This window comes from Mycobacterium sp. IS-1556 (assembly GCF_001499985.1).
In the GTDB taxonomy this organism is placed as follows: Bacteria; Actinomycetota; Actinomycetes; order Mycobacteriales; family Mycobacteriaceae; genus Mycobacterium.
This window is the reverse complement of the sequence record NZ_LQIM01000003.1, coordinates 30,474-53,732: the sequence shown is the minus strand read 5'-3', so window position 1 is coordinate 53,732 and position 23,259 is coordinate 30,474. Positions and strand designations below refer to the sequence as shown.

Sequence of the window (23,259 nt, the reverse complement as noted above, 5' to 3'; positions counted from 1 at the left end):
TTCCGGTTCTCAGCAATTTCTCAATTGAGCACTTTTTGAGCAATACGCACTTGCGTCACGGCGGTAACACGGTAGTTTCTTCTCCATGGATCAGCCGGACGCGATTTCGTTCCCTCGCAGGGGCCTCTCCAAGACGCTTGCAGTCGCGGCGCTGACTGGCGCCACCGCGGTTGCGCTGGCGCTGCCAACGGTGGCGCAGGCGCAGCCCGAGCCGACGCCGGCGCCACCCCCGCCGCCCGGCAACACGTTCTTGCAGGGCCCGCCACCGCCGCCACCGCCCGGGGCACCAGCGCCCGCACCCGCACCGGGTGCACCCGCGCCCGCGCCGCCACCTGGTGCGCCCGCGCCGGCACCGCCACCGCCCGGCGCGCCTGCGCCGCCACCCGCGCCCGGTGCGCCTGCGCCTGCGCCGGCGCCCGGCGATCCGAATGCACCCGCCCCGCCGCCCGGCGACCCCGGGCGTGTCGAAGCGCCTGCAGGCGGACTCAGCTACGTCGTGCCTGCGGGTTGGAAGGTGTCGGACGCGTCGCAGCTGTCCTATGGGCAGGCGCTGGTGACCAAGATCGCACCCGAAGGTGCCGAGCCGCCCAACGACACCAGCATTCTGCTCGGCCGACTCGACCTGAAGCTTTTCGCCGGGGCCGAGACCGATAACGCGAAGGCCGCTCAGCGGTTGGCGTCCGATATGGGCGAGTTCTTCATGCCGTTCCCCGGCACGCGGATCAACCAGGAGACCTTCGAACTCAACGCAGACGGTATGCCGGGCGTCGCTTCGTATTACGAGGTGAAGTTCACCGACACCAACAAGCCGAACGGTCAGATCTGGGCCGGTGTCGTCGGCAATCCGGTCGAGCCGGAGACGCCGCGCGGGCAGCGCGCCCCTGAGCGCTGGTTCGTCGTTTGGCTCGGCACGGCGAACAACCCTGTGCCGAAGGAAGAAGCGGTGACGCTGGCCAACTCGATTCGGCCGTACACCGGCCCGCCGGCGCCGACGGATCCGAACGCCCCGCCGCCGGCGGCTCCGAACGCCGCGCCTCCGGCGCCGGCCGATCCGAACGCCCCGCCGCCTCCACCGGCTCCCAATGCGCCCCCACCCGATCCGAACGCGCCTGCGCCACGGCCCGGCGTCGGGGAGCCCGTTCCGGTCGCACCGGAGAACGCGCCGGGGATGGTGCCTCCGCCCTGACGAAGTCAAGGCTTCCGCCACGACATCAAGCCGTGGCGGAAGCCGAATTCTTCAGTGCGCGTGCGGTGGTCAGGGCCCAACCCGCGGCGGGTTGGCGTTGGCGACGTTCAAGATGACGCAATTCGTGCCGCCGAACCCCATCGCGCCTGCGGTTTGACACCGCTCGAAGTTGCCGTCGGCGCTGACCGGTCCGTCGCAGATCGTCCCGCCACCCCACGGCGTCCAGCCGCCCTGGCATCCGGCGTGGGCCGGGGCGGCGAAAGCCATGCCGCCGGCCGCAAGCGCGCCGACCGCCAATGCAACAAGCGTTCTCATCTCGTCCTCTCCCTTCGCGGTACCGGAGTCCTGCGCCGGGTACGAAGCCCGTTCCGCCGATGTTCGACGGTCCACCGTTATCTCCAGGTTATGCCGTTGTCATGAGTGAGGAATCGGGGTTATCCCTACCGCTTCAACACCGCGGCGTCCACCACATTTGTCTGGCGCACCGCGGCGGTCGTTAGCGTCGTTCGCTCACAGTGAAGATGCTCGTTCCCGGGGTGGTGCATTCGTGATTCACCGGGCGACGATGAGGTATGGCGATCTCGACCATGACGGCGTGGCGGGTTCGGCGACCCGGGCCGGTGAGCACTCGACCACTCGAGCGGGCACGCGTCGAGATTCCGCGACCGATGCCCGGCGAGCTTCTGGTGGCAGTGCGGGCATGTGGCGTGTGCCGCACCGATCTTCACGTCGCCGAAGGCGACCTGCCCGTGCATCGTCCGCAGGTCATCCCGGGCCATGAGGTCGTCGGTGAAGTGGTCGAGGCGGGGCAGGGCGTCGGCGCCGAGTTCGCCGTCGGCGACCGCGTCGGCATCGCATGGCTTCGGCACACCTGCGGACGATGCCGGTACTGCATCCGAGGGGCCGAGAATCTGTGCCCCGAGTCCCGCTACACGGGCTGGGACGCCGACGGGGGATACGCCGAATTCGCCACGGTGCCAGCCGCATACGCTCATCCGCTGCCGGCGGGCTACTCCGACACCGAACTGGCGCCGCTGCTGTGCGCGGGCATCATCGGCTATCGCGCCCTGGTGCGCGCCGAGCTACCGCCCGGCGGGCGGTTGGGAATCTACGGATTCGGCGGCAGCGCGCACCTGACCGCCCAAGTGGCGATCGCGCAGGGCGTCGAAGTCCACGTCATGACCCGCGGGGAGGCCGCCCGCGCGCTGGCGCTGTCACTGGGAGCGGCCTCGGCTCAGGGCGCTGCCGACCCGCCACCTGCCCCGCTCGACGCCGCGATCCTGTTCGCACCCGTCGGCGACCTCGTGCCCTCCGCGCTCGAAGCGCTCGATCGTGGCGGCACACTGGCCATCGCCGGCATCCACCTCTCCGACGTTCCCGCGCTGAACTACCAGCGTCACCTCTTCCAGGAGCGCCAACTGCGGTCAGTCACCGCGAACACGCGAGCCGATGCCCGAGCCTTTCTGGCCTTCGCCGGTGAGTACCGCATCGAAGTGACAAGCCCGCAGTATCCGCTCGATCGGGCGGATGAGGCGCTCAGCGATCTCGCCGCCGGCCGGGTGTCGGGGGCGGCGGTGCTGACCGTCTAGAGTTCGGCCAGCGGCGGTCTGCGTCAGCTCAGGTGCCACACCAGCGCGGCGGCCAGGGCGCCGAGCCCGTTGAGCGACCAGTGCAAGGCGATCGGCGCAATCAGGCTGCCGCTGCGACGCCGCAACCAGGTGAACACGAACCCGGCGACCGCGGTGGCTGCCACCGCCAACGTCACGCCCGCGACGGTACCCATCACCCCGCCGCCGAAGATGCGCGTGAACCCGACGTTACTGCTGGTCAAACCCAGCGAGGTGGCGATGTGCCAGAGACCGAACAGCAGTGAACCCGCCGCCGCGACGCCGCGGAAACCCCAGGCGCGGTTCAACGCGCCGTGCAGCACGCCCCGAAAAGCCAGCTCCTCGGGGATCACGGTCTGCAGGGGGATGATCACCATCGACGCGATCAACGCGCCGGAGATCGTCGCGTAGTTGTTGTTCATGAACATCGGCCGCGTCCACGGCAGCAGCGCGCCGATCGCGATCACCGACAGCACCACCCCGACGGCCGCCAGCGCGTAACCGGCGCCGGACCTCCAGTGGTCGCGGCTCAACCCGAGTTCGGCCCAGCCCAGCCCGCGGGAGCGGACAAGGAGCAGCAATCCGACCGCCGCCGCGGGAACCGTCGCCACGCTGGCCCACGGAGTGGTGAAATGCGCGATCAGGTTTGTCAACGCCAGCACCACCACGACCACCGCGATGTCGACGTAGGTGCGGAAGTGATGCAGCGCGGAGAGCTGTTCGACCAGCGGATGCGGACGCTCGGCTAGCACGGCTTGGTCGGACACGAAGATCCAGTCTAGCGGTCTTGTTCGCTGAGCGAATCCTGCGAAAGCGAGGGCGCCCGGTAGTCCGGGTCCCACGTCCACTCCGAGATCGCCGGATCGTCCTCTCCGTGCTCACGGGTGTAGCGCCGCGCCGCAAGGCGGGCGTCGGCCATTTCCTGGCGCAGCCCGGCCGCGCTGCTGCCCAGTCCGTCGACGCGGTCGATGACGTCCATGACGAGGTGGAACCGGTCGAGGTCGTTGAGCATCACCATGTCGAACGGGGTCGTTGTGGTACCGCGCTCCTTGAAGCCGCGCACATGAAGCTGGGCGTGGTTGGCGTGGCGGTAGGTCAGCCGGTGAATCAGCCACGGGTAGCCGTGGTAGGCGAAGATGACCGGCTTGTCCGTCGTGAAGATCGAATCGAACTCCCGCTCCGACAGTCCGTGCGGATGTTCGGAGTCGGGTTGCAACCGCATGATGTCGACGACGTTGACCACCCGAACCTTCACCTCGGGCAACCGCCGGCGCAGGATGTCGGCAGCGGCCAGGGTTTCCAGGGTCGGGATATCACCGGCGCACGCGAGCACCACATCCGGATGCCCGGCGCCGCTGCTTGCCCAGTCCCAGATGCCGAGACCCCTGGTGCAGTGCGCGATCGCGGAGTCCATGTCCAGATAGGTCAGCGCCGGTTGCTTACCGGCGACGATCACGTTCACGTAGTGCCGACTGCGAAGGCAGTGGTCGGCCACCGACAACAGCGTGTTGGCATCAGGCGGCAGGTAGACCCGCACGACCTCCGGCCGCTTGTTGGCGACATGGTCGATGAACCCGGGGTCCTGGTGCGACGCGCCGTTGTGATCCTGGCGCCAGACATGCGATGTCAGAAGGTAATTCAGCGACGCGATCGGGCGCCGCCACGGCAGCTCGCGGCTACTGGAGAGCCACTTGGCGTGCTGATTGAGCATCGAGTCGATGATGTGGACGAACGCCTCGTAGCAGTTGAACAGCCCGTGCCTGCCCGTCAGCAGGTAACCCTCGAGCCAGCCCTGGCAAAGGTGTTCGGACAACACCTCCATCACGCGGCCCTCCGGCCCGAGATTCTCGTCGTCGGGCCCGATTTCGGCCAGCCACGCCTTGTCGGTCACCTCGAGGGTCGCCGACAGCCGGTTCGACGCGGTCTCGTCAGGGCCCATCAACCGGAACCGGTCGGGGTTGCGGGCGATGACGTCGCGCAGGAAGGTGCCGAGCACCCGTGTGGCCTCGGCGGACTCGGAGGCCGGCTTGTCGACCGCCACCGCGTAATCGGCGAACGCGGGCAAGTCGAGATCCCTGAGCAGCAGGCCGCCGTTGGCGTGCGGGTTGGCGCTCATCCGCCGCTGCCCTCCCGGCGCGATCGCACGCAGTTCGGGCCGCAGCGCGCCGTCGTCGTCGAACAGGTCCTCGGGTCGGTAGCTGCGCAGCCAATCCTCGAGCTGCGCACGGTGTTCGGGGTTGGTGTGGGTGCCCGACAGCGGCACCTGATGGGACCGCCAGGTGCCTTCGACCTTCTTGCCGTCGACCTCTTCGGGACCGGTCCAGCCCTTCGGAGTGCGTAGCACGATCATCGGCCACAGCGGGCGGCCGGCCTCACCATCGAGGCGGGCGGCGCGCTGGATCGCAGCGATCTGGTCGAACGCCTCGTCGAGTGCGGTGGCCAACTGCTGATGCACGTTGGCCGGATCGTCTCCGGCCACCGTGATGGGCCGGTAGCCGTAGCCGAACAGCAGCGACTCCAGCTCCTCCTGTGGGATCCGCGCCAGCACCGTCGGGTTGGCGATCTTGTACCCGTTGAGGTGCAGGATGGGCAGCACCGCACCGTCGGTGACGGGGTTGAGGAACTTGTTCGAATGCCAGCTCGCGGCCAGCGGGCCGGTTTCGGCCTCACCGTCGCCGATCACACACGCCACCACCAGATCGGGGTTGTCGAACGCCGCGCCGTACGCGTGCACCAGCGCATAGCCGAGTTCGCCGCCCTCGTGGATCGACCCGGGCGTCTCCGAGGCGACGTGACTCGGGATGCCGCCGGGGAAAGAGAACTGCCGGAACAACTTTCGCAGGCCTTCGGCGTCCTCGGAGATGCCCGAGTACACCTCGCTGTACGTGCCTTCCAGGTAGGCGTTCGCGACCAGGCCGGGACCGCCGTGCCCCGGTCCGGTGATGTAGATGACGTTCGCGTCGCGGTTGCGGATGATGCGGTTCAAGTGCGCGTAGACGAGGTTGAGCCCGGGCGTGGTACCCCAGTGTCCGAGCAGGCGGGGCTTGACGTGCTGCGGCGCGAGCGGCTCCCGCAGCAGCGGATTGTCCAGCAGGTAGATCTGTCCGACGGACAGATAGTTTGCCGCGCGCCAGTACGCGTCGATCAGCGTGAGTTCATCGTCGGACAGCGTGGGGGACAGTGCCTGGGCGGTCATCTAACTCATCATCGTCGTGCCGGGTGAACGCCGTGGGTTGGCGAACAGCGCGTGTGGGTTCTGGTACCCAGCCCTGATACCCACTGCACCAGAACCTACGCACTAGCCTGTCCAGCGTGTTGGGATTCGCATTGCCGCAGTACGGCGGACCCGCGGGCGCCGATCTCGCCCGTTTCGCAAAGACGGTCGAAGACCTCGGCGCCGACAGCCTGTGGGTCGGGGACCGCCTCATCACGGCTGTGCAGCCCAGCGTCGGCTACGCGGGTGCCGACACCATTCCCGAACAGTTCCGCACCGGACTGGACCCGTTCATCGCGCTGGCGGTGGCGGCCGCCGTCACCAGCCGGGTCCGGTTGGGCAGCAGTGTTTTCGTCGCGCCGTGGTATCCGCCGGTGCAGCTGGGCCGCCAGCTGACCGCCCTCGACGTGGTCAGTGGTGGGCGGCTGCTGCCCGGCTTCGGCATCGGCTGGTCACCCGAGGAGTTCCAGGCAGCGGGCGCGCCGTTTCGCCGCCGCGGGGCACAGCTGGACGAGCTGCTCGACGTGCTGCAAGCCCTGTGGACGACGAATCCCGTGGCTCATGACGGCGAGCGCTGGTCGATCCCGCCGTCGTGGGTCGACCTCAAGCCGGTGCAACAGCCGCCGCCGATCTACCTCGCCTCGTTCACTGCGGCCGGGCTGACGCGGATCGGCGCGCGCGGCGACGGATGGCTGCCCACAGTCAACGTCCCCGGCAAAGTGTTCCCCGAGATGCTCGACCGGCATCGGCGCATCATCGACGACGCCGCCCGCGCGGCGGGCCGGGATCCGTCGGCCATCCACACCTACCTTCGTGTCAACGTCGCCGAGGGCACGCCGATCGAGCGGGCCGTCGAGGCGGTGCGGATGCTCGCCGCCGGCGGCTACCAAGACATGTTCGTCGACCTGATGTACGTGGCGGCCGACACCGACGAGCGCCTGCGCTGGGCCGAACGGCTGTTGGCCGCATGAGCGAGCCACTGCTGGCATCCGCGCGGGTGCTCGATCTCGGCGGTGCGGAATCCGACGCGGTGTGCCGGCTGTTCGCCGACCTCGGCGCCGACGTGTTGAAGATCGAACCCCCGGAGGGGGGCGCCGCGCGCCGCGCCCTGCCGACCGTCGCCGGGACGAGTGTGCCGTTCGCGGTGGACAACGCGAACAAGCGCTGCGCGGTCCTCGATCCCGCCCAGCCCGGCGACTACCGGCGGCTGCTCGATCTCGCGAGTACCGCCGATATCGTCGTCGACAGCGGAAACCCGGGCGGCGCTGGGCGATTCGGAACGTCGTGCGTCGAGCTAGCGCGCCGGTTCGACCATCTCGTGGCACTGTCGGTCACCGACTTCGGCACCTCCGGTCCGTACGCGACGTGGCGGGCCACCGACCCGGTGCTCTATGCGCTGTCGACCGCGCTCTCACGCACCGGACCGACCTCGGGAACTCCGGTGCTGCCGCCCATCGGGCTGGCATCGGGCACGGCCGCGGTGCAGGCGGCGTGGGCGGTGCTGGCCGCCTATTACCGCCGGTTGCGCGACGGCACAGGAGATTACATCGACTTCTCCCGGTTCGAGGGCGTGCTCCAGTCGCTCGACCCGCCGTTCGGGTCGGAGGGTCAGGCCGCCGTGGGCCTCAAGAAGACCACCGAGATCTGGCGCGGCAGGCCGCGTAACCAGAACATCTACCCGATCTTCGCCTGCAAGGACGGACACGTCCGCGTCTGTCTGCTCTCCGCGCGCCAGTGGCGCGGAATGCGCGCCTGGCTGGGCGAACCGGAGCAGTTCGCCGATCCGAAGTTCGACACGATCGCCGCACGGTACGCGGCCTCGCGGGAACTCAACGCGCTTATCGCCGACTTCTTCGCCCCGCAGACCATGGATGCCCTGGTGGCGGAGGGGCAGGTGCGGGGGGTGCCGATCGCCGCGGTACTGACGCCCGCGGAGGCGTTGGCCTCCGAACATCTCCGCGTCGTGGGCGCGTTGACCGCGGCGGACTTCGCGCCGGGGGCGCAGGTCGTCGCGCCCGCGGGGCCGTTCGTCGTGGACGGACGTCACACCGGGGTGGGATGGCTGGCCCGGTCTCCGGGGGCCGACGAAGCCCATTGGGCCGGTGAGCCATCGGCCACGGCACGCGGGAAGGCGGCCGTGGTGCAGCGCCCGTTCGACGGCCTGCGGATTCTCGACCTCGGCATCATCGTCGCCGGAGGCGAACTGGGCCGGTTGTTCGCCGACCTCGGCGCCGAAGTGATCAAGATCGAGAGCGCCGCCTACCCCGACGGTTTGCGACAGACGCCGCCGGGCCAGGTGATGAGCAGGTCGTGGGTGCTGACCCACCGCAACGAGCAGAGCCTGGGCCTCGACCTGCGCGCCGCCGCGGGCGCCGAACTATTCGCCCGCTTGGTTGCCGGTGCCGACGCGGTGTTCGCCAACTTCAAGCCGGGAACCCTTGCTGCGCTCGGGTTTTCCTATGAGCGTCTGCGGGAGTTGAACCCCCGCATCGTGCTCGCGGAGAGCAGCGCGTTCGGCTCGACGGGCCCGTGGAGCGCGCGGATGGGTTACGGGCCGCTGGTGCGCGCAACGACGGGCATCACCTCGGTGTGGACGTCGGTCGACGGTGGGTTCTACGACGCGACGACGATCTTCCCGGACCATGTGGCCGCGCGAATCACCGCGATCGCGGCGCTGGCAGCGCTGATCCGGCGCGACCGCACCGGTGAACCCGCGCACGTACATGTCTCGCAAGCCGAGGCCGCGGTGAACCAGTTGGCGACGCGTTATGTCACCGAGGCGGCACGCGCCGCACACCTGCCGGTGGTCGACGACGCTGCCGTACACGGCGTGTACCCGTGTGCAGGCGACGACGAGTGGTGCGTGATCTCGCTTCGCACCGATGCCGACCGCGACGCGTTGACCGCCCTCACCGGCGGCGCCGACATCGCCGAGTGGACCCGCGCTCGGGACAAGACGGCGGTGGCGCACGCGCTGCAGGAGGCGGGGATCCCCGCGGCGCCGATGAACCGCGCCGTCGATGTACCTGCCGACCGGCAGGTGCGCTTCCGAAACGTGTTCGCCGCCATGGGACATCCGCTGTTCGAGGAGCCCGTGCTCAGTGAGACCGGGCCCGCGCCGTACACCAACATTCCGCCCGCGGAGATGCGACCGGCGCCGATGCCGGGAGAGCACACCCGCCAGATCTGCGAGCAGGTCCTCGGCATGTCCGCCGAGGAGGCCGATCGGCTCATCGCCGATGGCGTGCTCTTCGCCTACGAAGGAAGGCCGTGATGGACCCGAGGACACCGGTGTTGGCGGGCTACGGACAGCTCAGCCAGCGCGACGAGAACCCTGACGCGGAACCGATCGACCTGATGGTCGCTGCCGCGCGGGCCGCCGCCGATCCGCGGGTGCTCGAAGCCGTCGACTCGGTGCGCGTCGTCAGCCTGCTGTCCTGGCGATATCGCGACCCGGGACTGCTTCTGGCGCAACGTCTTAACGCCGACAGCGCCACCACACGCTACACCGGGGTCGGCGGCAACACACCGCAGTCACTGGTCAACGAGGCGTGCCGGGACATCCAGAGCGGCCGTGTCGACGTCGTCCTGATCGCCGGCGCGGAGACCTGGCGCACCCGAACCCGGTTGCGGGCCAAGGGTATCAAGCCCCAATGGACCCACCAGGACGAGTCGGTTCCGCTGGCCGAAGGCGCCGACGAGGGGGTGCCGATGGCCGGACCCGCCGAGATCCGGATCCACCTGGACCGGCCGGCGTATGTCTACCCGATGTTCGAGCAGGCTTTGCGAATCGCCGCGGGCGAGTCCAGCGAGGAGCACCGCCGTCGCATCGGCGAACTGTGGGCGCAGTTCAGTGCGGTGGCCGCGAACAATCCGCACGCCTGGAGCCGAGACCCGGTGCCGGCGGAGCAGATTTGGCGCGCCGGTCCGGACAACCGGATGATCAGTTGGCCGTACCCGAAGCTGATGAACTCCAACAACATGGTCGACCAAGCGGCGGCGCTCGTCGTCACCTCGGCCGAGAAGGCGGCTCATCTGCAGATCCCCAGGGACCGCTGGATCTTCCCGTATTCGGGCACCGACGCGCACGACACCTACGCGATCGGGGAGCGCGCAGAGTTCTACACCTCGCCGGCCATCCGGATCGCGGGTCGACGCGCCTTGGAACTGGCGGGGCTGGGCATCGATGACGTCGCGCTCGTCGACCTCTACTCGTGCTTCCCGTCGGCGGTGCAGGTGGCCGCCAACGAACTCGGGCTGCCGATCGGGGATGCCGCCAGACCGCTCACGGTCACCGGCGGGCTCACCTTCGCCGGCGGGCCGTGGAACAACTACGTCACCCACTCGATCGCCACCATGGCCGAGCGGCTCGCGACCCAGCCCGGCCAACTCGGCCTGATCACCGCGAACGGCGGTTACCTCACCAAGCACAGCTTCGGGGTCTACAGCGCCGAACCGCCTGCGCATCAATTCCGTTGGGAAGACGTGCAACCGGAGGTCGATCGCGAGCCGACTCGTACCGCCCTGGTGGAATGGTCCGGGGTCGGCACGGTCGAAACCTGGACGACGCCGTTCAGCCGGGAAGGCTCGCCGGAGAAGGCGTTTCTCGCCGTACGCACGCCCGAGGACTCGCGCGTGCTGGCCGTCATCACCGACCAGAAAGAGGCGGCGGCCACGGTCGGCGATGACATCGCCGGCGCCAAGGTTCAGGTGAATGCGGACGGTACCGCCACGATGCTCTGAGGTGGCTAGGGTGCGTCGGCGGGCACCCGGGTGTACTGCGGCTTGAATCCCTCGGGGGCAAAGGTGAAGCCCCGCCCCGTCGCCTCGCTCATGCAGGAAACGCCGGCTTCCTGCACGTTGCAGCGAAACCCGGCGGCCGCCAGGATTCGGTTGAACCCGAGCACTTTTGCGTTCTCGAGGACGAATTCCGGCTGTTCCAACGCGACGAATCGCGGCTGGCCCTCGTGCTCGATGATCACGGCGTTGGGCGCCGTCTGCTCGCCCTCGGCGTTGGGCACCGTGTCCGGTTCGCCGGTGATGTTCATGCTCGACTGCCAGGATGTCGCCGACTGGCAGCCCGCCTTGGCGCGCGGCACGATCGCACACGCCCATCGTCCGCTCGGAGTGGTGAAGTAATAAACGGCTGTTCCTGCCGGGTGGGCGACGTAGTCGAACGCGTTGACGAGGTGCCTGGTGTTCGGCGGCGGGGGAGGTGCGCTGGTGGTGGATGTCGGCGGGGACGCCGCGGGCGGCTCGTCGGTGGTCACGATCCGCTCACCCGAGCAGCCCGCCGCCAGGATGGCGACGGCCGAGATCAGACATAGGACACGCATTTCGGCTCCCAAGCGTGCCGGAACCCGATTTCGGGGCTCGACGCGGGGGTGCCCTCGGCGCGTCAGTCGGTCACCATGGCTCTGAGCGTCTGCGCATTACGCACCGCGTGACCGCCCAGATCGTTGTTGAAATACACCAGGACGCGTCTGCCTTCGCGGTCCCAAGCCATGATCCGGTCCGCCCAGCGGCGGAGCTCGTCGTCGGGATAGGAGCCCGCATACATCGAATCCTGGTCGGGACCGTGCATCCTGATGTACACCAGCTCGCTGGTTGCCCGCGGAACGCAGCGCAGCCGCGCGCCGCTCATGATCACGTACGCGGCTTCGTGGCGCGCCAACGTCTCGTACACCGCCGGGTCGTCCCACGAGGGATGCCGCAGCTCCATCGCCACCGGGATCCGGTCGGGCATCAGTTTCAAGAAGTACTCCAGGCGGGCGTCGTCGCGCTCCAACTCCGGGTGCAGTTGCACTAGCAGCGCCTCGCCGCGGTCGCCCAGCAGAGTCCAACACCGGTCGAACCGCTCGACCCATGGCTCCGGCTCGCGCAGCCGCCGGTAGTGCGTCAGCCCGCGTTGGGCCTTGACCGACATCGTGAAGCCCTCGGGCAGTCGCTGGCGCCACCCGGCGAACGCCGTGTCCTTCGGCCACCGGTAGAAGCTGGCGTTCAGTTCGACGGTGTCGAACTCCTCGACGTAGCGGGCCAGCCGCTTGGCCACCGGAGTACCGGCGGGGTACAGCACGTCGGTCCAATGGTCGTACGACCAGCCCGAGGTGCCGATCCGGATCATCTCCGCCTCATCCGCGCGCTGACACGGTGTCGCGTAGCTCGTCGTCGAGCGACACCCGGACCAGCGCCGCGGCGAGCTTCGCGTTCCTGCGCGGGGCCAGCGCGGCGAGTTCCTCGGTCCCGGTGGGCAATCCGAGCGTCTTGGCCGCCGACAGTGCCCGCTTGTCGAAGTACGGCCGTACCCAGGTCCAGACGTCCTGCACTTCGCGCAGGAAGATGTCCGCGCCGGTGTCGCCGATTCCCTTGAATTGCTTGAGCGAACGCCTCAATGCCGGCACTTCGTGACCGCTGGCCTCGGCGAGCTTGCGCAGATCCCCGCCGTACTCCTCGACGACAACGGAGGCGATGTCGGTCAGCCGGGTGGCCGAGCTCTCGTCGTACCGGACGTAGTGGGCGCGGCCGAACGCGCGGATCATCACGGCGCGATCTGCTTCGAGGGCGGCCTTGGGCGTGCGGATGCCCGCACTGAACAGTTCACGCGCGGCCGCCACGGCGATCGAGGCGTCGATCGGCTTGCTGGCCAGCATGCACAGGGTCAGCAGCTGAAAGAGGGGCATGGGTCTGTCCGCCAACCGGATACCCGCCTCATGCGCATAAGTGGTGCCCGCATGTCTCAGCAGGTTCGCCACCACCTTCTTGCGTGCCGCGGCCTCCATCTCCGCTGACGTACCCCTGCTATTTCGGCGGCAAACTTCCGGCGTAGTCGACTCCGCGGCCCACCCAGGACTGCAGCTGACGTCTGGTCCTGATGCCGTCGACCGACACCCGCAGCCAGCCACGGGTCTCTCGTCCCGCCATCACCATCGGCTCGACGTGGTCACGCGACAGCAACTTCGAGGTGTCGTCTGGTGGCACCCGCACCATCAGGCCGCCCTGCCCGCTGGCCGCCACCGCCATGTTGCCGTTGATCAGAAACGCCAACCCGCCGAACATCCGCTTCTCCTCGACACCACGGGTGCCGCCGAGAAGTTCTCGGATGCGGTTGGCCAGGTCCTCGTCGTAGGCCATGAGACGACCGTAGCGGCAGCCCCCGACAATTACTCGCCGCGCGGTTTTTGCGCGCCGGGTCGTGATCCGTTGTAAACCACGACCCGGCGCGCAATTTTCGCGTCAGGCCGCCGCCGCCTGCACCCGAGCTGGTTCCAGTGCCTGCGCGACGATGTCCGCGACATCGGTCATCGGCTTGACCTCGAGCACGTCGAGCACGTCGGCGGGAACGTCGTCCAGATCGGCCTCGTTGCGCTGCGGGATGAAAACCGTTGACAGTCCGGCCCGTTGCGCCGCCAGCAGCTTCTGCTTGACGCCGCCGATCGGCAGCACCCGGCCGTTGAGCGTGACCTCACCGGTCATGCCGACGTCCGAGCGCACCTGCCGGCCGGTGAACATCGACACCAGCGCGGTCACCATCGTCACGCCCGCCGACGGGCCGTCCTTCGGCACCGCCCCTGCGGGCACGTGGACGTGGATCCGCCGATCCAGCGCCCCGGGGTCGACACCCAACTGCTCGGCGTGCGAACGCACGTAGGACAGCGCAATCTGCGCCGACTCCTTCATCACGTCGCCCAGCTGTCCGGTCAGGGTCAGAGTGGCCTCACCGGCCCCATCTGATCCGTTGGCCCCGGCCTCGATGTAGAGCACATCCCCGCCGAGCCCGGTGACCGCCAGGCCGGTCGCCACACCCGGCACCGCGGTGCGTTCGGCCGACTCGGGCAGGAACCGCGGACGACCAAGGTAGTCAACGAGATTCGGCTCGTCGACAACGATCGGGCCGGTCTCGGAAGCCAGCTTCGTCGTCACCTTGCGCAGCGCCTTGGCCAGCAGCCGCTCGAACTGGCGGACCCCCGGTTCGCGGGTGTAGTCCGCCGCGATCTTGCGCAGCGCGCCCTCGGTCACCGTCACTTCGTCGTCGGTCAGCGCTGCCCGCTCGCGCTGCCGGGGCAGCAGGAAGTCACGGGCGATCGCGACCTTGTCGTCTTCGGTGTATCCGTCGATCTGGACCAGTTCCATGCGGTCCAGCAGCGCCGACGGGATGTTCTCGATGACGTTGGCCGTCGCCAGGAACACCACGTCGGACAGGTCGAGATCCAGGTCCAGGTAGTGGTCGCGGAACGTGTGGTTCTGCACGGGATCCAGGACCTCGAGCAGCGCCGCCGCGGGGTCGCCGCGGAAGTCGGAGCCGACCTTGTCGATCTCGTCGAGAAGCACAACGGGGTTCATCGAACCCGCTTCGCCGATCGCGCGCACGATGCGACCGGGCAGCGCGCCGACGTACGTGCGCCGGTGCCCACGGATCTCGGCCTCGTCGCGCACGCCGCCGAGGGCGACGCGGACGAACTCGCGGCCCAGTGCCCGCGCCACGCTCTCGCCCAGCGACGTCTTGCCGACCCCGGGCGGCCCGGCCAGCACCATCACCGCGCCCGACCCACGGCCGCCTACGACCTGCAGGCCCCGCTTGGCGCGGCGTGCACGCACGGCCAGGTACTCGACGATGCGCTCCTTGACGTCGTCGAGGCCGTGGTGGTCGGCGTCGAGAATCTCACGTGCGCCCGTCAAATCCGTCGCGTCCTCGGTGCGCACGTTCCACGGCAGCTCCAGCACGGTGTCCAACCAGGTGCGGATCCAGCCGCTCTCCGGGCTCTGATCGCTGGACCGCTCGAGCTTGCCGACTTCGCGCAGCGCGGCCTCGCGCACCTTCTCTGGGAGGTCGGCGGCCTCGATGCGGCTCCGGTAGTCATCCGAGGACCCGGTCCCGTCGTCATCGCCCAGTTCCTTGCGGATCGCCGCCAACTGCTGGCGCAGCAGGAATTCCTTCTGCGTCTTCTCCATGCCCTCGCGCACGTCCTCGGCGATCTTTTCGTTGACCTCGACCTCGGCCAGCTGATCACCGGTCCACTCGATCAGCGCACGCAACCGTGCGGCGACGTCCGGGGTCTCGAGCAGCTGACGCTTCTGGACCTGCGTCAGATACGACGCATATCCGGCGGTGTCGGCCAGCACCGAGGGATCGGAGAGCTGGTTGACGAAGTCGATGATCTGCCACGCCTCGCGCCGCTGCAGCATCGCCAGCAGAAGCTTCTTGTACTCCGCGGCGAGTTTCACGGTCTCCTCGGTCGGCTCCGGCTCGGTCACCTCGGTCACCTCGACCCACAGCGCGGCGCCCGGTCCGGTGGCACCGGCGCCGATGTGCGCGCGGCTTCCGCCCCGCACGATCGCGGCGGGGCCGCCGACCGTACGGCCGACCTGCACGATCGAGGCCAGCACACCATAAGACGGGTACCGGTCCTCGAGCCGCGGAGCGATCAGCAGCTCGCCGGCTCCATCGGATGCGGCGGCCCTGGCCGCTTCGACGGCGGCGCGCGCGGTGTCGTCGAGCTCGATCGGCACCACCATTCCGGGCAGCACGATCGACTCGCTCAGGAAGAGCACCGGCACTGTCTTGGCTTGAGCCATCAAACACCTCCAAAGTTCAGTCGAACGGACTCAACCCTGGCGGTGTCGTGTTTGTTCCCGCGGGCGTTCACTCTGCGCGTACAGCGCGACACGGACACCCGAAACGGCAGGAAGCCTGCCGTTCGGGGGAAACGGCAGGCTTCCTGTTGTGGGTGGATCTCGGCGGTGGCCCTAGGCGCTGGCCTGCGCTCCCAGCACCCGCTGGATGTCAGGCTTCATCATCTCGAGCTGCTGACCCCAGTAGCCCCAGCTGTGAGTGCCTTGCGGCGGGAAGTTGAACACGCCGTTGGTGCCGCCCGCGGCGACGTAGTTGTCCCGGAAGGTGATGTTGGTTCGCAACGTGAACCCTTCGAGGAACTGCGCAGCCATCAGGTTCTGGCCTGCGGTACCCGAGTCCAGATCCGACGGCGTACCGGTGCCGCAGTAGATCCAGATGCGGGTGTTGTTGGCCACCAACTGGCGGATGTTGACCATCGGATCGTTGCGCTTCCACGCCGGATCCGATGACGGGCCCCACATGCTTTCGGCGTTGTACCCGCCCGCGTCTTGCATCGCCAGCCCGATCAGCATCGGCCACCATCCCTCGGAGGGATTGAGGAAGCCCGACAGCGATGCCGCGTAGATGAACTTCTGCGGGTAGTAGATCGAGTACGTCAGCGCGGTGCTGCCGGCCATCGAAATGCCCACCACGGCATTGCCGTTCTGCGACACGCCCTTGTTGGCTTCCAGCCACGCGGGCAGTTCCTGGGTCAGGAACGTCTCCCATTTGTAGGTGTAGTCCTGGCCGTTACCCCGCGACGGCTGGTACCAGTCGGTGTAGAAGCTGGACTGCCCGCCGACCGGCATGACGACGGACAACCCCGACTGGTGATACCACTCGAAGGCCGGGGTGTTGATGTCCCAGCCGTTGAAATCGTCCTGGGCGCGCAGGCCGTCGAGCAGATAGACGGCATGCGGTCCACCGCCCTGGAACTGGATCCGGATGTTGCGGTTCATCGCCGGGGAGAACACATCCAGATACTCGACGGGCAGGCCCGGGCGGGAGAAGGCTCCCGCGGTCGCCGAACCCCCGGCGAAGCCGATCAGCCCGGGCAGCGCGGCCGCCGTGAAGGCGACCACCGCCATCCGGCGCAACAATTTCGTGCCGGTACCTCGGCACCTCTCGAAGAACTTCATAACGGCAACCAACCCACCTTTCATCGCTTCCACAAGCAATTGCCGTTGCTGTGCGTGCGTAATGAAACACGTCCTGGCACTGGGACTGTCGGCTCGACATGCAGTTACGACGTCGCGGTTGGCTAACGATTACGACTCGGCGAGGACTCAGGAAGGCAGGAAGTGCGCTGTTACCTGTGGGAACACAGGTACCTATGTGGTTCGCGGTGGAAGGTCCGACACGCCGGGTCTGAACCGGTGCAACTGAGTGACATGCCGCGGGCCGAGCTCGCTCAGAGAGCTCACACCGAGCAGCCGCATCGTGCGGTTGACCTGCTGGGACAAGATTTCGATCGCGCGGTCGACACCGGCCTCACCGCCCGCCATCAGGCCGTAGAGGTAGGCACGGCCGACCAGCGTGAAACGAGCGCCGAGGGCGATCGCCGCGACGATGTCGGCGCCGGACATCACACCGGTGTCCAGCAAAATCTCCGTATCGTCGCCGAGCTCGTGCGCGACACGCGGCAGCAGGTGAAACGGCACCGGTGCGCGGTCGAGTTGGCGGCCGCCGTGGTTGGACAGCACGATGCCGTCCACGCCGAGGTCGACGACCGCCCTGGCATCGTCAAGGGTCTGAATTCCCTTGACCACCAACTTGTTCGGCCACTGCTGTTTGATCCACGCCAGGTCGTCGAAGGTCACCGTCGGGTCGAACATGGTGTCGAGATACTCGGCCACGGTGCCCGGCCATCGGTCCAACGACGCGAACGACAACGGTTCGGTGGTGAGCAGATCGAACCACCAGCGGGGGTGGGGGACCGCGTCGAGCACGGTGCGCAGCGTGAGCGTCGGAGGAATCGACATACCGTTACGGGTGTCGCGCAGGCGCGCGCCCGCACCCGGTACGTCGACGGTCACGAGCAGCGTGTCGTAGCCCGCCGCCGCAGCCCGCTCGACCAGCGCCATCGACCTGTCCCGGTCCTTCCACATGTACAACTGAAACCAGTTGCGACCGTGCGGGTTAGCGTCATTGACCTGTTCGATGGAGCTGGTGCCCAAGGTGGACAGCGCAAACGGGATACCCGCGCGTGCGGCGGCGCGCGCGCCCGCGATCTCGCCCTCGGTGTGCATCAGGCGGGTGAAGCCGGTCGGCGCGATGCCGAACGGCAGGGCGACGTGGCCGCCGAGCACCGTCGCACTCGTGTCCACGCTGGCGACGTCACGCAGGATCGCCGGGTGAAATTCGATGTCGCGGAAGGCCTGCCGGGCACGCGCCAGCGACAGTTCGTCGTCGGCCGCGCCGTCGGCGTAGTCGAACGCCGCCCTGGGGGTCCGGCGCTTGGCGATCCGTCGCAGGTCGTCGATCGTCAGAGCGGCCGCCAGCCTGCGTTGCGTCGCGTTGCGCTGCGGCTTCTTGAACTGCAGCAGCGGCGCCAGCTCGCGGGGGCGCGGCACCCGGCGCTTCACGATGGTGCACCTGTCATTGAATCGCACAGAGTAGCTTGCCAGACTTGCCGATGAGATGGCTGACGACAAATCGGTACCTGCGGGCGATCCGTTCGACCTGCAGCGCTTCGTCGACGCTCAGCGGCCCGTGTACGAAACCGTGCTGGCCGAACTGCGCGCCGGCCGAAAACGCAGCCACTGGATCTGGTTCGTGTTTCCGCAACTGCGCGGCCTCGGCAGGAGCGCGATCGCGGAGCGGTACGGGATCTCCTCGCTCGCCGAGGCGAGGGCCTACCTCGGACACGATGTGCTGGGGGCGCGGCTGCGGGAGTGTGCGCAGCTGGTCGCCCGCAGCGGGCGGGCGTCTGCCGACGACTTGTTCGGCTGGCCCGACAACCTCAAGGTGCGATCGTCGATGACGCTGTTCCGCCAAGCCGCCGACGACCCCGACGCCGCAGCCGTGTTCGATCAGGTGTTGACGAAGTATTACAACGGCGAACCGGACCCGCTCACCGTCCAACGGCTCACCGCGGAGCGATGATCAGCCAGCCGTGCGGCCCGACGTCGGTCGTCACGACGACATCCGCCGGCGGAGCCCCCGACCCCCCGAGGATCTCACCTCGGTCGAATCCGAGTTCAGGCAACGAGATCGGCAGCGCCCCGTCATCGATGTTCAGCGCGACGATCAGCACCTCGGAGCCGACGCGGGTCTGGTAGACGTACTGGCGGTTGGTCAACAGCAGCGCCGAGGTGCGGGCCGTGTGCAGCCACGGATGGCGTCGGCGCAGCCCGATCAGGTACCGGTGCAGCCGCAGTACATCCTCGCCGTGTTCGTCGGCACCGACCGCGGTGGCGCCGAACTCCGGTCGCACGGCGTCGTCACCCCCGTACCTCTCCTCTTTGACTCCGCGGTAGGCGAACTCGTCACCGGCGTAGACGCTCGGTGTACCGCCGGTCGTCATCTGCAGCACCAACGCGTGCTCGAGGTGACGGATGTCGTCCAGCCGGCTGGCGATCCGGGTGACGTCGTGGTTGCCGACGAACGTCGTGGGCACGAATGTGTCGAGAAACTCGTTGTGGCGCAACAGCGCCCAGTCGAGCTCGTGGAAGTTGCCGTCGTTGAGGCTGCTCCAGACGGCCTTCCACAGCTCGTACTGCGTCACCGAGTGGAAACCCGACGCGCGCACCCGCTCCGCGTAGTCGCCGTGGATGATCTCGGCGAGGAAGTAGGCGTCAGGGAACTGTTCGCGGACCCGCGGTAGCACCTGCGCCCAGAATCGGTCCGACACGGCGTATGCGGCGTCGAGGCGCCAGCCGTCGGCACCGCGGCGCAACCAGTGGGTCATCACGTCGACGACGTAGTCCACCACTGCAGGGTTCTCGTGATCCAGCGCGACGAGATCGCCGTGGCCCTCGAACGTGTCGAGAGCTCCATCGCGCCGTCGAAACCACGATGTGTTGGTGAAATCGGTTCCGACATGGTTGAACACGCCGTCGAGCAGCACTCGCAAGCCCCGGCGGCGGGCCTCACCGATGAGCACGTCGAAATCCTCGTCGTCACCGAGTCGCGCGTCGATGCGGAAGTGGTCGGCGGTGTCGTAGCCGTGGCTGCTCGAGGCGAACACCGGTCCGAGCGCGAGGCCCGACGCACCGAGCGCGATCGCGTGGTCCAGCCAGTCGACGATGCGGCGCAGCCGGTGCTCCTCGGGTCCGGGCGGCGGGTCGGCGGGGTAGGCCCCGACGAAGCCGAGCGGGTAGATGTGCCACCAGATGACGTGTTCGACCCAGCTCGGTTCGGCCACCGCACCGCGCGAAGACGCGGTCACGGCCGGAACTTCGCCTCGTAGAGGGTCTTCATCGTGTCGCTGAACTGCGCGGCCGGCCCGTCTACCACGACGCCGGGGGCCACCGTCGTGATCGGCAGCGGCGCAACGGGTGACGTCGGCGCCCCCCATTCGGTCAGCCATCCGGTCAGCTGCGCCGACGACGTGGCATACACGATGCGTCCGAGACCGACCCAGGCGTGGCCCGCCGCGCACATCGGGCAGTGCTCCCCGGAGGTGTACACGGTTGCGTCGGCCCGCTGCTCGGGGCTCAGGTTGGCCACCGCCCAGCGGACGATCGCGAACTCTGGGTGGCGGGTCCGGTCGCCGTCCTTGACGCGGTTGCGATCCTCGAACAATGTCCGGCCGGTCCCGTCGACCAGCAGTGAGCCGAACGGTTCATCGCCTTCGTCGAGCGCCTCTCGCGCCAGTTCCACGCAGCGGCCGAGGCGGGCGAGATCGTCGTCGCTGATGGCCATCTGTCGAAGTCTACGGATCAGTCGCAGCAGGAACTATCGGGCGGGCGTGCTTCGTTGTCGGCCCATGCCGACCCTCACCACGCCGTTGCCGGCCCTCGCCGAACAAGCCGAGACACTGATCCGGCTGGGTGTGCACGACCTTGCCCGGCTGCCCGCCGGCCGCTTGCGCGGGATGTGCGCGCGGCCGGCGGGTCGGCGTGCGCTGCTGGCTGTGCACCCAGACCTGGTGCCCGCATCCGCGTTGGCGCCGCTGGTGCGCTGCAACGGCAAACCGGGCTTCGTGGTGTCCGACATGGTCGACGTCGACGACTTCACCCCAATCCCGTCGGTGCTGCTGCCGGACGCCCCGCTGTATGTGGTGCGCGAGCCGGATCGGGGAGACGCGATGGCGAACTGGAGTCCCGACGAAGCGCTTCCGGCCATCGCCGGCGCCGGGCGCTCGCCGTTGACACTGACCGAGGGCCTGCACTGGCTGTTGCAGCAGCCCGACACGCTGCAACGCAACCGCTGCTTCATGACCATCGGTTCGCGGCGGCGCAAGCCGTCGGGTGCGCTGGATGCCAGGACGCCCGCCGTGTGGATCAGCAACGGCACCGGTCGCGACGGCGCCGCCAACCGTGACGCACCGAAGGTCGGCTGGTGCTGGGCCGGCAACCGGCACACCTGGCTGGGCTTCGCCTCAACCGGCGCGCGTGAGGCACTGGGCTAGGCGTTCATTCGGTCGAGGCGGTCTCGCGGATAGCGGCGATCCCGGACAGGCTACGGGTGATCGACGCGATCTCGGCGACCAGTACCCGGGCGGCGCCGTCCTCGCCGGTGAGCCCCGCCGCCCGCTCGCGCACCTGCTGGTTGGCGGCCGTCAACGCCGCGAGGTCGACGGTCCACGGTGTCCCGGGGTTCGGCGGCGCCCCGCGCAGGGCGTCGACGAAATCGTCCACGGCGGCGATGAATTCGGGGGTCAGCGACGTGGGCGGACGGCTCGGCAGGCTGTCCTCCAACGCGGTGCACGAGATGGTGACCGCGTTCACCGCGGTGCGGTACGAGCGCAACCACCGCCGTAGCTCGCGGGACTCCATCCGGGTGGCACCCGAGGCGGCTTCGAACCCGGCGCGGGCGCGGAATGCGCGTTGCCACGCCGAGGACACGGCGTCGGCGGGATGGTCGAGTCGATGAACGTAGGCGCGGATGACCGTTGCGGCATAGTCGATCTCGGTCTTGAGCAGCTCGCCGGCCCGGTGATGCAGCCGGGTCAGCGCGTGATCGGGCAGTGCGACATGCGCGACCACCGCAAGGCCGCCACCGATGACAACCGAGAACAGACGGTCCTCGAGCGTCGCACCCGAAGTGGCGGTGTCGATTTCGAGGAGGAACACGGCGGCGGCCGCGACGGTCGCACTGGTGGCGATGTAACCCGTCCTGGTCGCGGCGTACGTCGATGCGAGGCAGAGCGTGGCCAGCACGGCGGCGAGTAATCCCGTCGGGTGCAGCAGCAGTGCGACCAGCGAGGCAACCAGGATTCCGCTCGCTATGCCCGCAAGTCGGCCGACGCAGCGCGTGTAGGTGTGAGCGGTCTCGGGCCGCAACACCATCAACACGGTGAGCAGGATCCAGTAGCCGTAGGCGACCGGTGCGAACCGGTCGGCGGCGGCACCGACCGCGATGGCCGCGGACAACCGGATGGCGTGCCGCAGAATCGGCGACGTCAGCGTCATGTGCGCCCGCACCGCCGCACGGGCCGCACGCAGCGGGTTGACGAGATCGGGCCGATACAGATCGGGGAAACGCAGTTCCGCGGCTTCGTGCAACTGTTGCGAAAGCCGTTTCGCGGCAGCATCGTCGGGACCGTCGAGCGCCGCTGTCGCGGTGTCCAAACGGACCAGGCCGTGCTCGGCGTCACGCCTCGCGGTGCGGCTGTGCCCGGCGATCGCGTCCAGCACATCGGCTGCGGCCGCGAGCACCCGTGAGACCGCTTCGCGGGTTTCGTCAGGTGCGCCGCGCAGCGTACGCAACGTCGCCATGATCCGTTCGGGCACCCGGTGCCCGCCGCGGTAGGCCTCGGGATGACGGCCGGCTTGAGTGTCGACGAACGCATCGCGCAACGACGGCATCAGTACCGCCGCGGCGGGGGTCTTGGCGTCCTGCGCGCCCTCTCGCGCAGCGGTGGCCAGTGCTCGATAGGCCTCGGTCAACGCGTCACGCTGAGTGCGCCACCGCTGCGGCGGCCAGACGGCGATCAACGCTGCCTGCACAGCGGCAGCGGCCATCGTCAGGATGGTCGGGACCAGCACCGACCCCGCCGACGGCGCCAGTGGCGGCGCGATCGCGAGCAGCGCACCGGCCGCGGCGGCGACGAGGCCGGCCTTGGCGCCTACCGCCCACTGCAGTCCGGCGGCGAAGCACCACAGTGCGAGCACGGCGACGAACACGACGTCGAACGAGGACGCCAGCGACCCGAGGAAAACCGCGGCCCCCATTTCCACGGCTACGACGAGCACCCGGGTGATCCGCCCGCCGGGGCTGTCCTGCAGTCCGATGGCCCCGGCGACCGCCGCCGCGCTCGCCGCCCACACCGCGGTCGCGCCCGAATCCCAAAGCAATCCGATGGCGGCCACCGCCAGCACCGCGAGCAGGCTCCTCGCCGCCGCCCCGATGTCGGGGATGGTCGGCCGGAGAGCGTCGATGATCCGCCTGCCGGTGCTCACCCATTCATTCTGACGCCTCCGCGGGTTCTCTCGGCTGCAGCACACGCGCGTCGGATAGGTGGCGTCGCCGGGCT

At 68.7% G+C, this 23,259-nt stretch carries 20 protein-coding genes; 7 read left to right on the top strand and 13 right to left on the bottom strand.

Going from position 1 to position 23,259, the window contains the following annotated elements; all coding sequences use genetic code 11:
* Positions 1-85 precede the first annotated feature (85 nt).
* The gene (locus AU187_RS04215) at positions 86-1,186 is read left to right on the top strand and encodes an APA family fibronectin-binding glycoprotein (protein WP_059166256.1); all 1,101 of its coding nucleotides are present in this window, start codon (positions 86-88) and stop codon (positions 1,184-1,186) included.
* A gap of 69 nt (positions 1,187-1,255) precedes the next feature.
* Here AU187_RS04215 and AU187_RS04210 read toward each other — a convergent pair whose 3' ends face one another.
* On the bottom strand, positions 1,256-1,501 hold the full coding sequence (locus AU187_RS04210; RefSeq protein WP_059098655.1) for a CDGP domain-containing protein: 246 nt from the start codon (positions 1,499-1,501) through the stop codon (positions 1,256-1,258).
* A 257-nt stretch (positions 1,502-1,758) separates the two neighbouring features.
* Here AU187_RS04210 and AU187_RS04205 point away from each other — a divergent pair, with 257 nt between their 5' ends.
* Positions 1,759-2,775 (top strand): zinc-binding alcohol dehydrogenase family protein, encoded by a 1,017-nt coding sequence (locus AU187_RS04205; RefSeq protein ID WP_059098525.1) that lies wholly within the window; start codon positions 1,759-1,761, stop codon positions 2,773-2,775.
* 23 nt (positions 2,776-2,798) lie between these two features.
* On the opposite strand, the gene AU187_RS04200 is transcribed toward AU187_RS04205, so the two are convergent.
* Positions 2,799-3,560 (bottom strand): CPBP family intramembrane glutamic endopeptidase, encoded by a 762-nt coding sequence (locus tag AU187_RS04200; protein ID WP_059098524.1) that lies wholly within the window; start codon positions 3,558-3,560, stop codon positions 2,799-2,801.
* 11 nt (positions 3,561-3,571) lie between these two features.
* A complete protein-coding gene (locus AU187_RS04195) occupies positions 3,572-5,989 on the bottom strand; it encodes a phosphoketolase family protein (protein ID WP_059098523.1) in 2,418 nt (805 codons plus the stop codon).
* A 116-nt stretch (positions 5,990-6,105) separates the two neighbouring features.
* Between AU187_RS04195 and AU187_RS04190 the strand changes: the two genes are divergently transcribed.
* Genes AU187_RS04190 through AU187_RS04180 form a run of 3 tightly spaced genes read left to right on the top strand, consistent with a single transcriptional unit; the run spans position 6,106 to position 10,750 of the window.
* A complete protein-coding gene (locus tag AU187_RS04190; RefSeq protein WP_059098522.1) occupies positions 6,106-6,978 on the top strand; it encodes a TIGR03619 family F420-dependent LLM class oxidoreductase in 873 nt (290 codons plus the stop codon).
* On the top strand, positions 6,975-9,281 hold the full coding sequence (locus tag AU187_RS04185; protein WP_059098521.1) for a CaiB/BaiF CoA transferase family protein: 2,307 nt from the start codon (positions 6,975-6,977) through the stop codon (positions 9,279-9,281). Before AU187_RS04190 ends, AU187_RS04185 begins: the two co-directional genes overlap by 4 nt.
* Positions 9,281-10,750, top strand: a complete 1,470-nt coding sequence (locus AU187_RS04180; RefSeq protein ID WP_059098520.1) for an acetyl-CoA acetyltransferase — start codon at positions 9,281-9,283, stop codon at positions 10,748-10,750. Before AU187_RS04185 ends, AU187_RS04180 begins: the two co-directional genes overlap by 1 nt.
* Before the next feature lie 5 nt (positions 10,751-10,755).
* Here the strand turns inward: AU187_RS04180 and AU187_RS04175 are convergent, their stop codons facing one another.
* From AU187_RS04175 to AU187_RS04145, 7 genes are all read right to left on the bottom strand, one after another.
* On the bottom strand, positions 10,756-11,343 hold the full coding sequence (locus AU187_RS04175; RefSeq protein ID WP_059098519.1) for a hypothetical protein: 588 nt from the start codon (positions 11,341-11,343) through the stop codon (positions 10,756-10,758).
* A 62-nt stretch (positions 11,344-11,405) separates the two neighbouring features.
* A complete protein-coding gene (locus AU187_RS04170; protein WP_059098518.1) occupies positions 11,406-12,131 on the bottom strand; it encodes a DUF72 domain-containing protein in 726 nt (241 codons plus the stop codon).
* A 7-nt stretch (positions 12,132-12,138) separates the two neighbouring features.
* Entirely contained in the window at positions 12,139-12,786 is a 648-nt protein-coding gene (locus AU187_RS04165; protein ID WP_059098517.1) for an HhH-GDP family DNA glycosylase, read from the bottom strand.
* Positions 12,787-12,805: 19 nt separating this feature from the next.
* Positions 12,806-13,138, bottom strand: a complete 333-nt coding sequence (locus tag AU187_RS04160) for a TfoX/Sxy family protein (RefSeq protein ID WP_059098516.1) — start codon at positions 13,136-13,138, stop codon at positions 12,806-12,808.
* Between the two features lie 102 nt (positions 13,139-13,240).
* The gene (gene lon, locus AU187_RS04155) at positions 13,241-15,580 is read right to left on the bottom strand and encodes an endopeptidase La (protein ID WP_059166255.1); all 2,340 of its coding nucleotides are present in this window, start codon (positions 15,578-15,580) and stop codon (positions 13,241-13,243) included.
* A 171-nt stretch (positions 15,581-15,751) separates the two neighbouring features.
* Positions 15,752-16,756, bottom strand: a complete 1,005-nt coding sequence (locus tag AU187_RS04150; RefSeq protein ID WP_059098514.1) for an esterase family protein — start codon at positions 16,754-16,756, stop codon at positions 15,752-15,754.
* A gap of 192 nt (positions 16,757-16,948) precedes the next feature.
* On the bottom strand, positions 16,949-18,202 hold the full coding sequence (locus AU187_RS04145; protein WP_059166302.1) for an alpha-hydroxy acid oxidase: 1,254 nt from the start codon (positions 18,200-18,202) through the stop codon (positions 16,949-16,951).
* A gap of 55 nt (positions 18,203-18,257) precedes the next feature.
* Between AU187_RS04145 and AU187_RS04140 the strand changes: the two genes are divergently transcribed.
* Positions 18,258-18,722 (top strand): DUF1810 domain-containing protein, encoded by a 465-nt coding sequence (locus AU187_RS04140; RefSeq protein ID WP_059098513.1) that lies wholly within the window; start codon positions 18,258-18,260, stop codon positions 18,720-18,722.
* Here AU187_RS04140 and AU187_RS04135 read toward each other — a convergent pair.
* Positions 18,706-19,983, bottom strand: a complete 1,278-nt coding sequence (locus tag AU187_RS04135; RefSeq protein ID WP_059098653.1) for an alpha-amylase family protein — start codon at positions 19,981-19,983, stop codon at positions 18,706-18,708. The two genes, AU187_RS04140 and AU187_RS04135, sit on opposite strands and share 17 nt — an antisense overlap.
* Positions 19,984-20,003: 20 nt before the next feature.
* Positions 20,004-20,483, bottom strand: a complete 480-nt coding sequence (locus AU187_RS04130) for a nucleoside deaminase (protein ID WP_059098512.1) — start codon at positions 20,481-20,483, stop codon at positions 20,004-20,006.
* Positions 20,484-20,547: 64 nt separating this feature from the next.
* Between AU187_RS04130 and AU187_RS04125 the strand changes: the two genes are divergently transcribed.
* Positions 20,548-21,192, top strand: a complete 645-nt coding sequence (locus AU187_RS04125; RefSeq protein WP_059098511.1) for a DUF5701 family protein — start codon at positions 20,548-20,550, stop codon at positions 21,190-21,192.
* Between the two features lie 4 nt (positions 21,193-21,196).
* On the opposite strand, the gene AU187_RS04120 is transcribed toward AU187_RS04125, so the two are convergent.
* Positions 21,197-23,185: an FUSC family protein gene (locus AU187_RS04120; protein WP_156425431.1), complete on the bottom strand. Its 1,989-nt coding sequence runs from the start codon at positions 23,183-23,185 to the stop codon at positions 21,197-21,199.
* Positions 23,186-23,259 lie beyond the last annotated feature (74 nt).

Bases quoted from the DNA above. Each gene is read 5' to 3' on its own strand.
- AU187_RS04205 (WP_059098525.1), top strand. From the start codon at position 1,759: ATGGCGATCTCGACCATGACGGCGTGGCGGGTTCGGCGACCCGGGCCG.
- AU187_RS04140 (WP_059098513.1), top strand. From the start codon at position 18,258: ATGGCTGACGACAAATCGGTACCTGCGGGCGATCCGTTCGACCTGCAG.
- lon (WP_059166255.1), bottom strand. From the start codon at position 15,580: ATGGCTCAAGCCAAGACAGTGCCGGTGCTCTTCCTGAGCGAGTCGATC.
- AU187_RS04130 (WP_059098512.1), bottom strand. From the start codon at position 20,483: ATGGCCATCAGCGACGACGATCTCGCCCGCCTCGGCCGCTGCGTGGAA.
- AU187_RS04215 (WP_059166256.1), top strand. From the start codon at position 86: ATGGATCAGCCGGACGCGATTTCGTTCCCTCGCAGGGGCCTCTCCAAG.
- AU187_RS04170 (WP_059098518.1), bottom strand. From the start codon at position 12,131: ATGATCCGGATCGGCACCTCGGGCTGGTCGTACGACCATTGGACCGAC.
- AU187_RS04210 (WP_059098655.1), bottom strand. From the start codon at position 1,501: ATGAGAACGCTTGTTGCATTGGCGGTCGGCGCGCTTGCGGCCGGCGGC.
- AU187_RS04165 (WP_059098517.1), bottom strand. From the start codon at position 12,786: ATGGAGGCCGCGGCACGCAAGAAGGTGGTGGCGAACCTGCTGAGACAT.
- AU187_RS04125 (WP_059098511.1), top strand. From the start codon at position 20,548: ATGCCGACCCTCACCACGCCGTTGCCGGCCCTCGCCGAACAAGCCGAG.
- AU187_RS04180 (WP_059098520.1), top strand. From the start codon at position 9,281: ATGGACCCGAGGACACCGGTGTTGGCGGGCTACGGACAGCTCAGCCAG.
- AU187_RS04195 (WP_059098523.1), bottom strand. From the start codon at position 5,989: ATGACCGCCCAGGCACTGTCCCCCACGCTGTCCGACGATGAACTCACG.
- AU187_RS04185 (WP_059098521.1), top strand. From the start codon at position 6,975: ATGAGCGAGCCACTGCTGGCATCCGCGCGGGTGCTCGATCTCGGCGGT.
- AU187_RS04150 (WP_059098514.1), bottom strand. From the start codon at position 16,756: ATGAAGTTCTTCGAGAGGTGCCGAGGTACCGGCACGAAATTGTTGCGC.
- AU187_RS04175 (WP_059098519.1), bottom strand. From the start codon at position 11,343: ATGCGTGTCCTATGTCTGATCTCGGCCGTCGCCATCCTGGCGGCGGGC.
- AU187_RS04160 (WP_059098516.1), bottom strand. From the start codon at position 13,138: ATGGCCTACGACGAGGACCTGGCCAACCGCATCCGAGAACTTCTCGGC.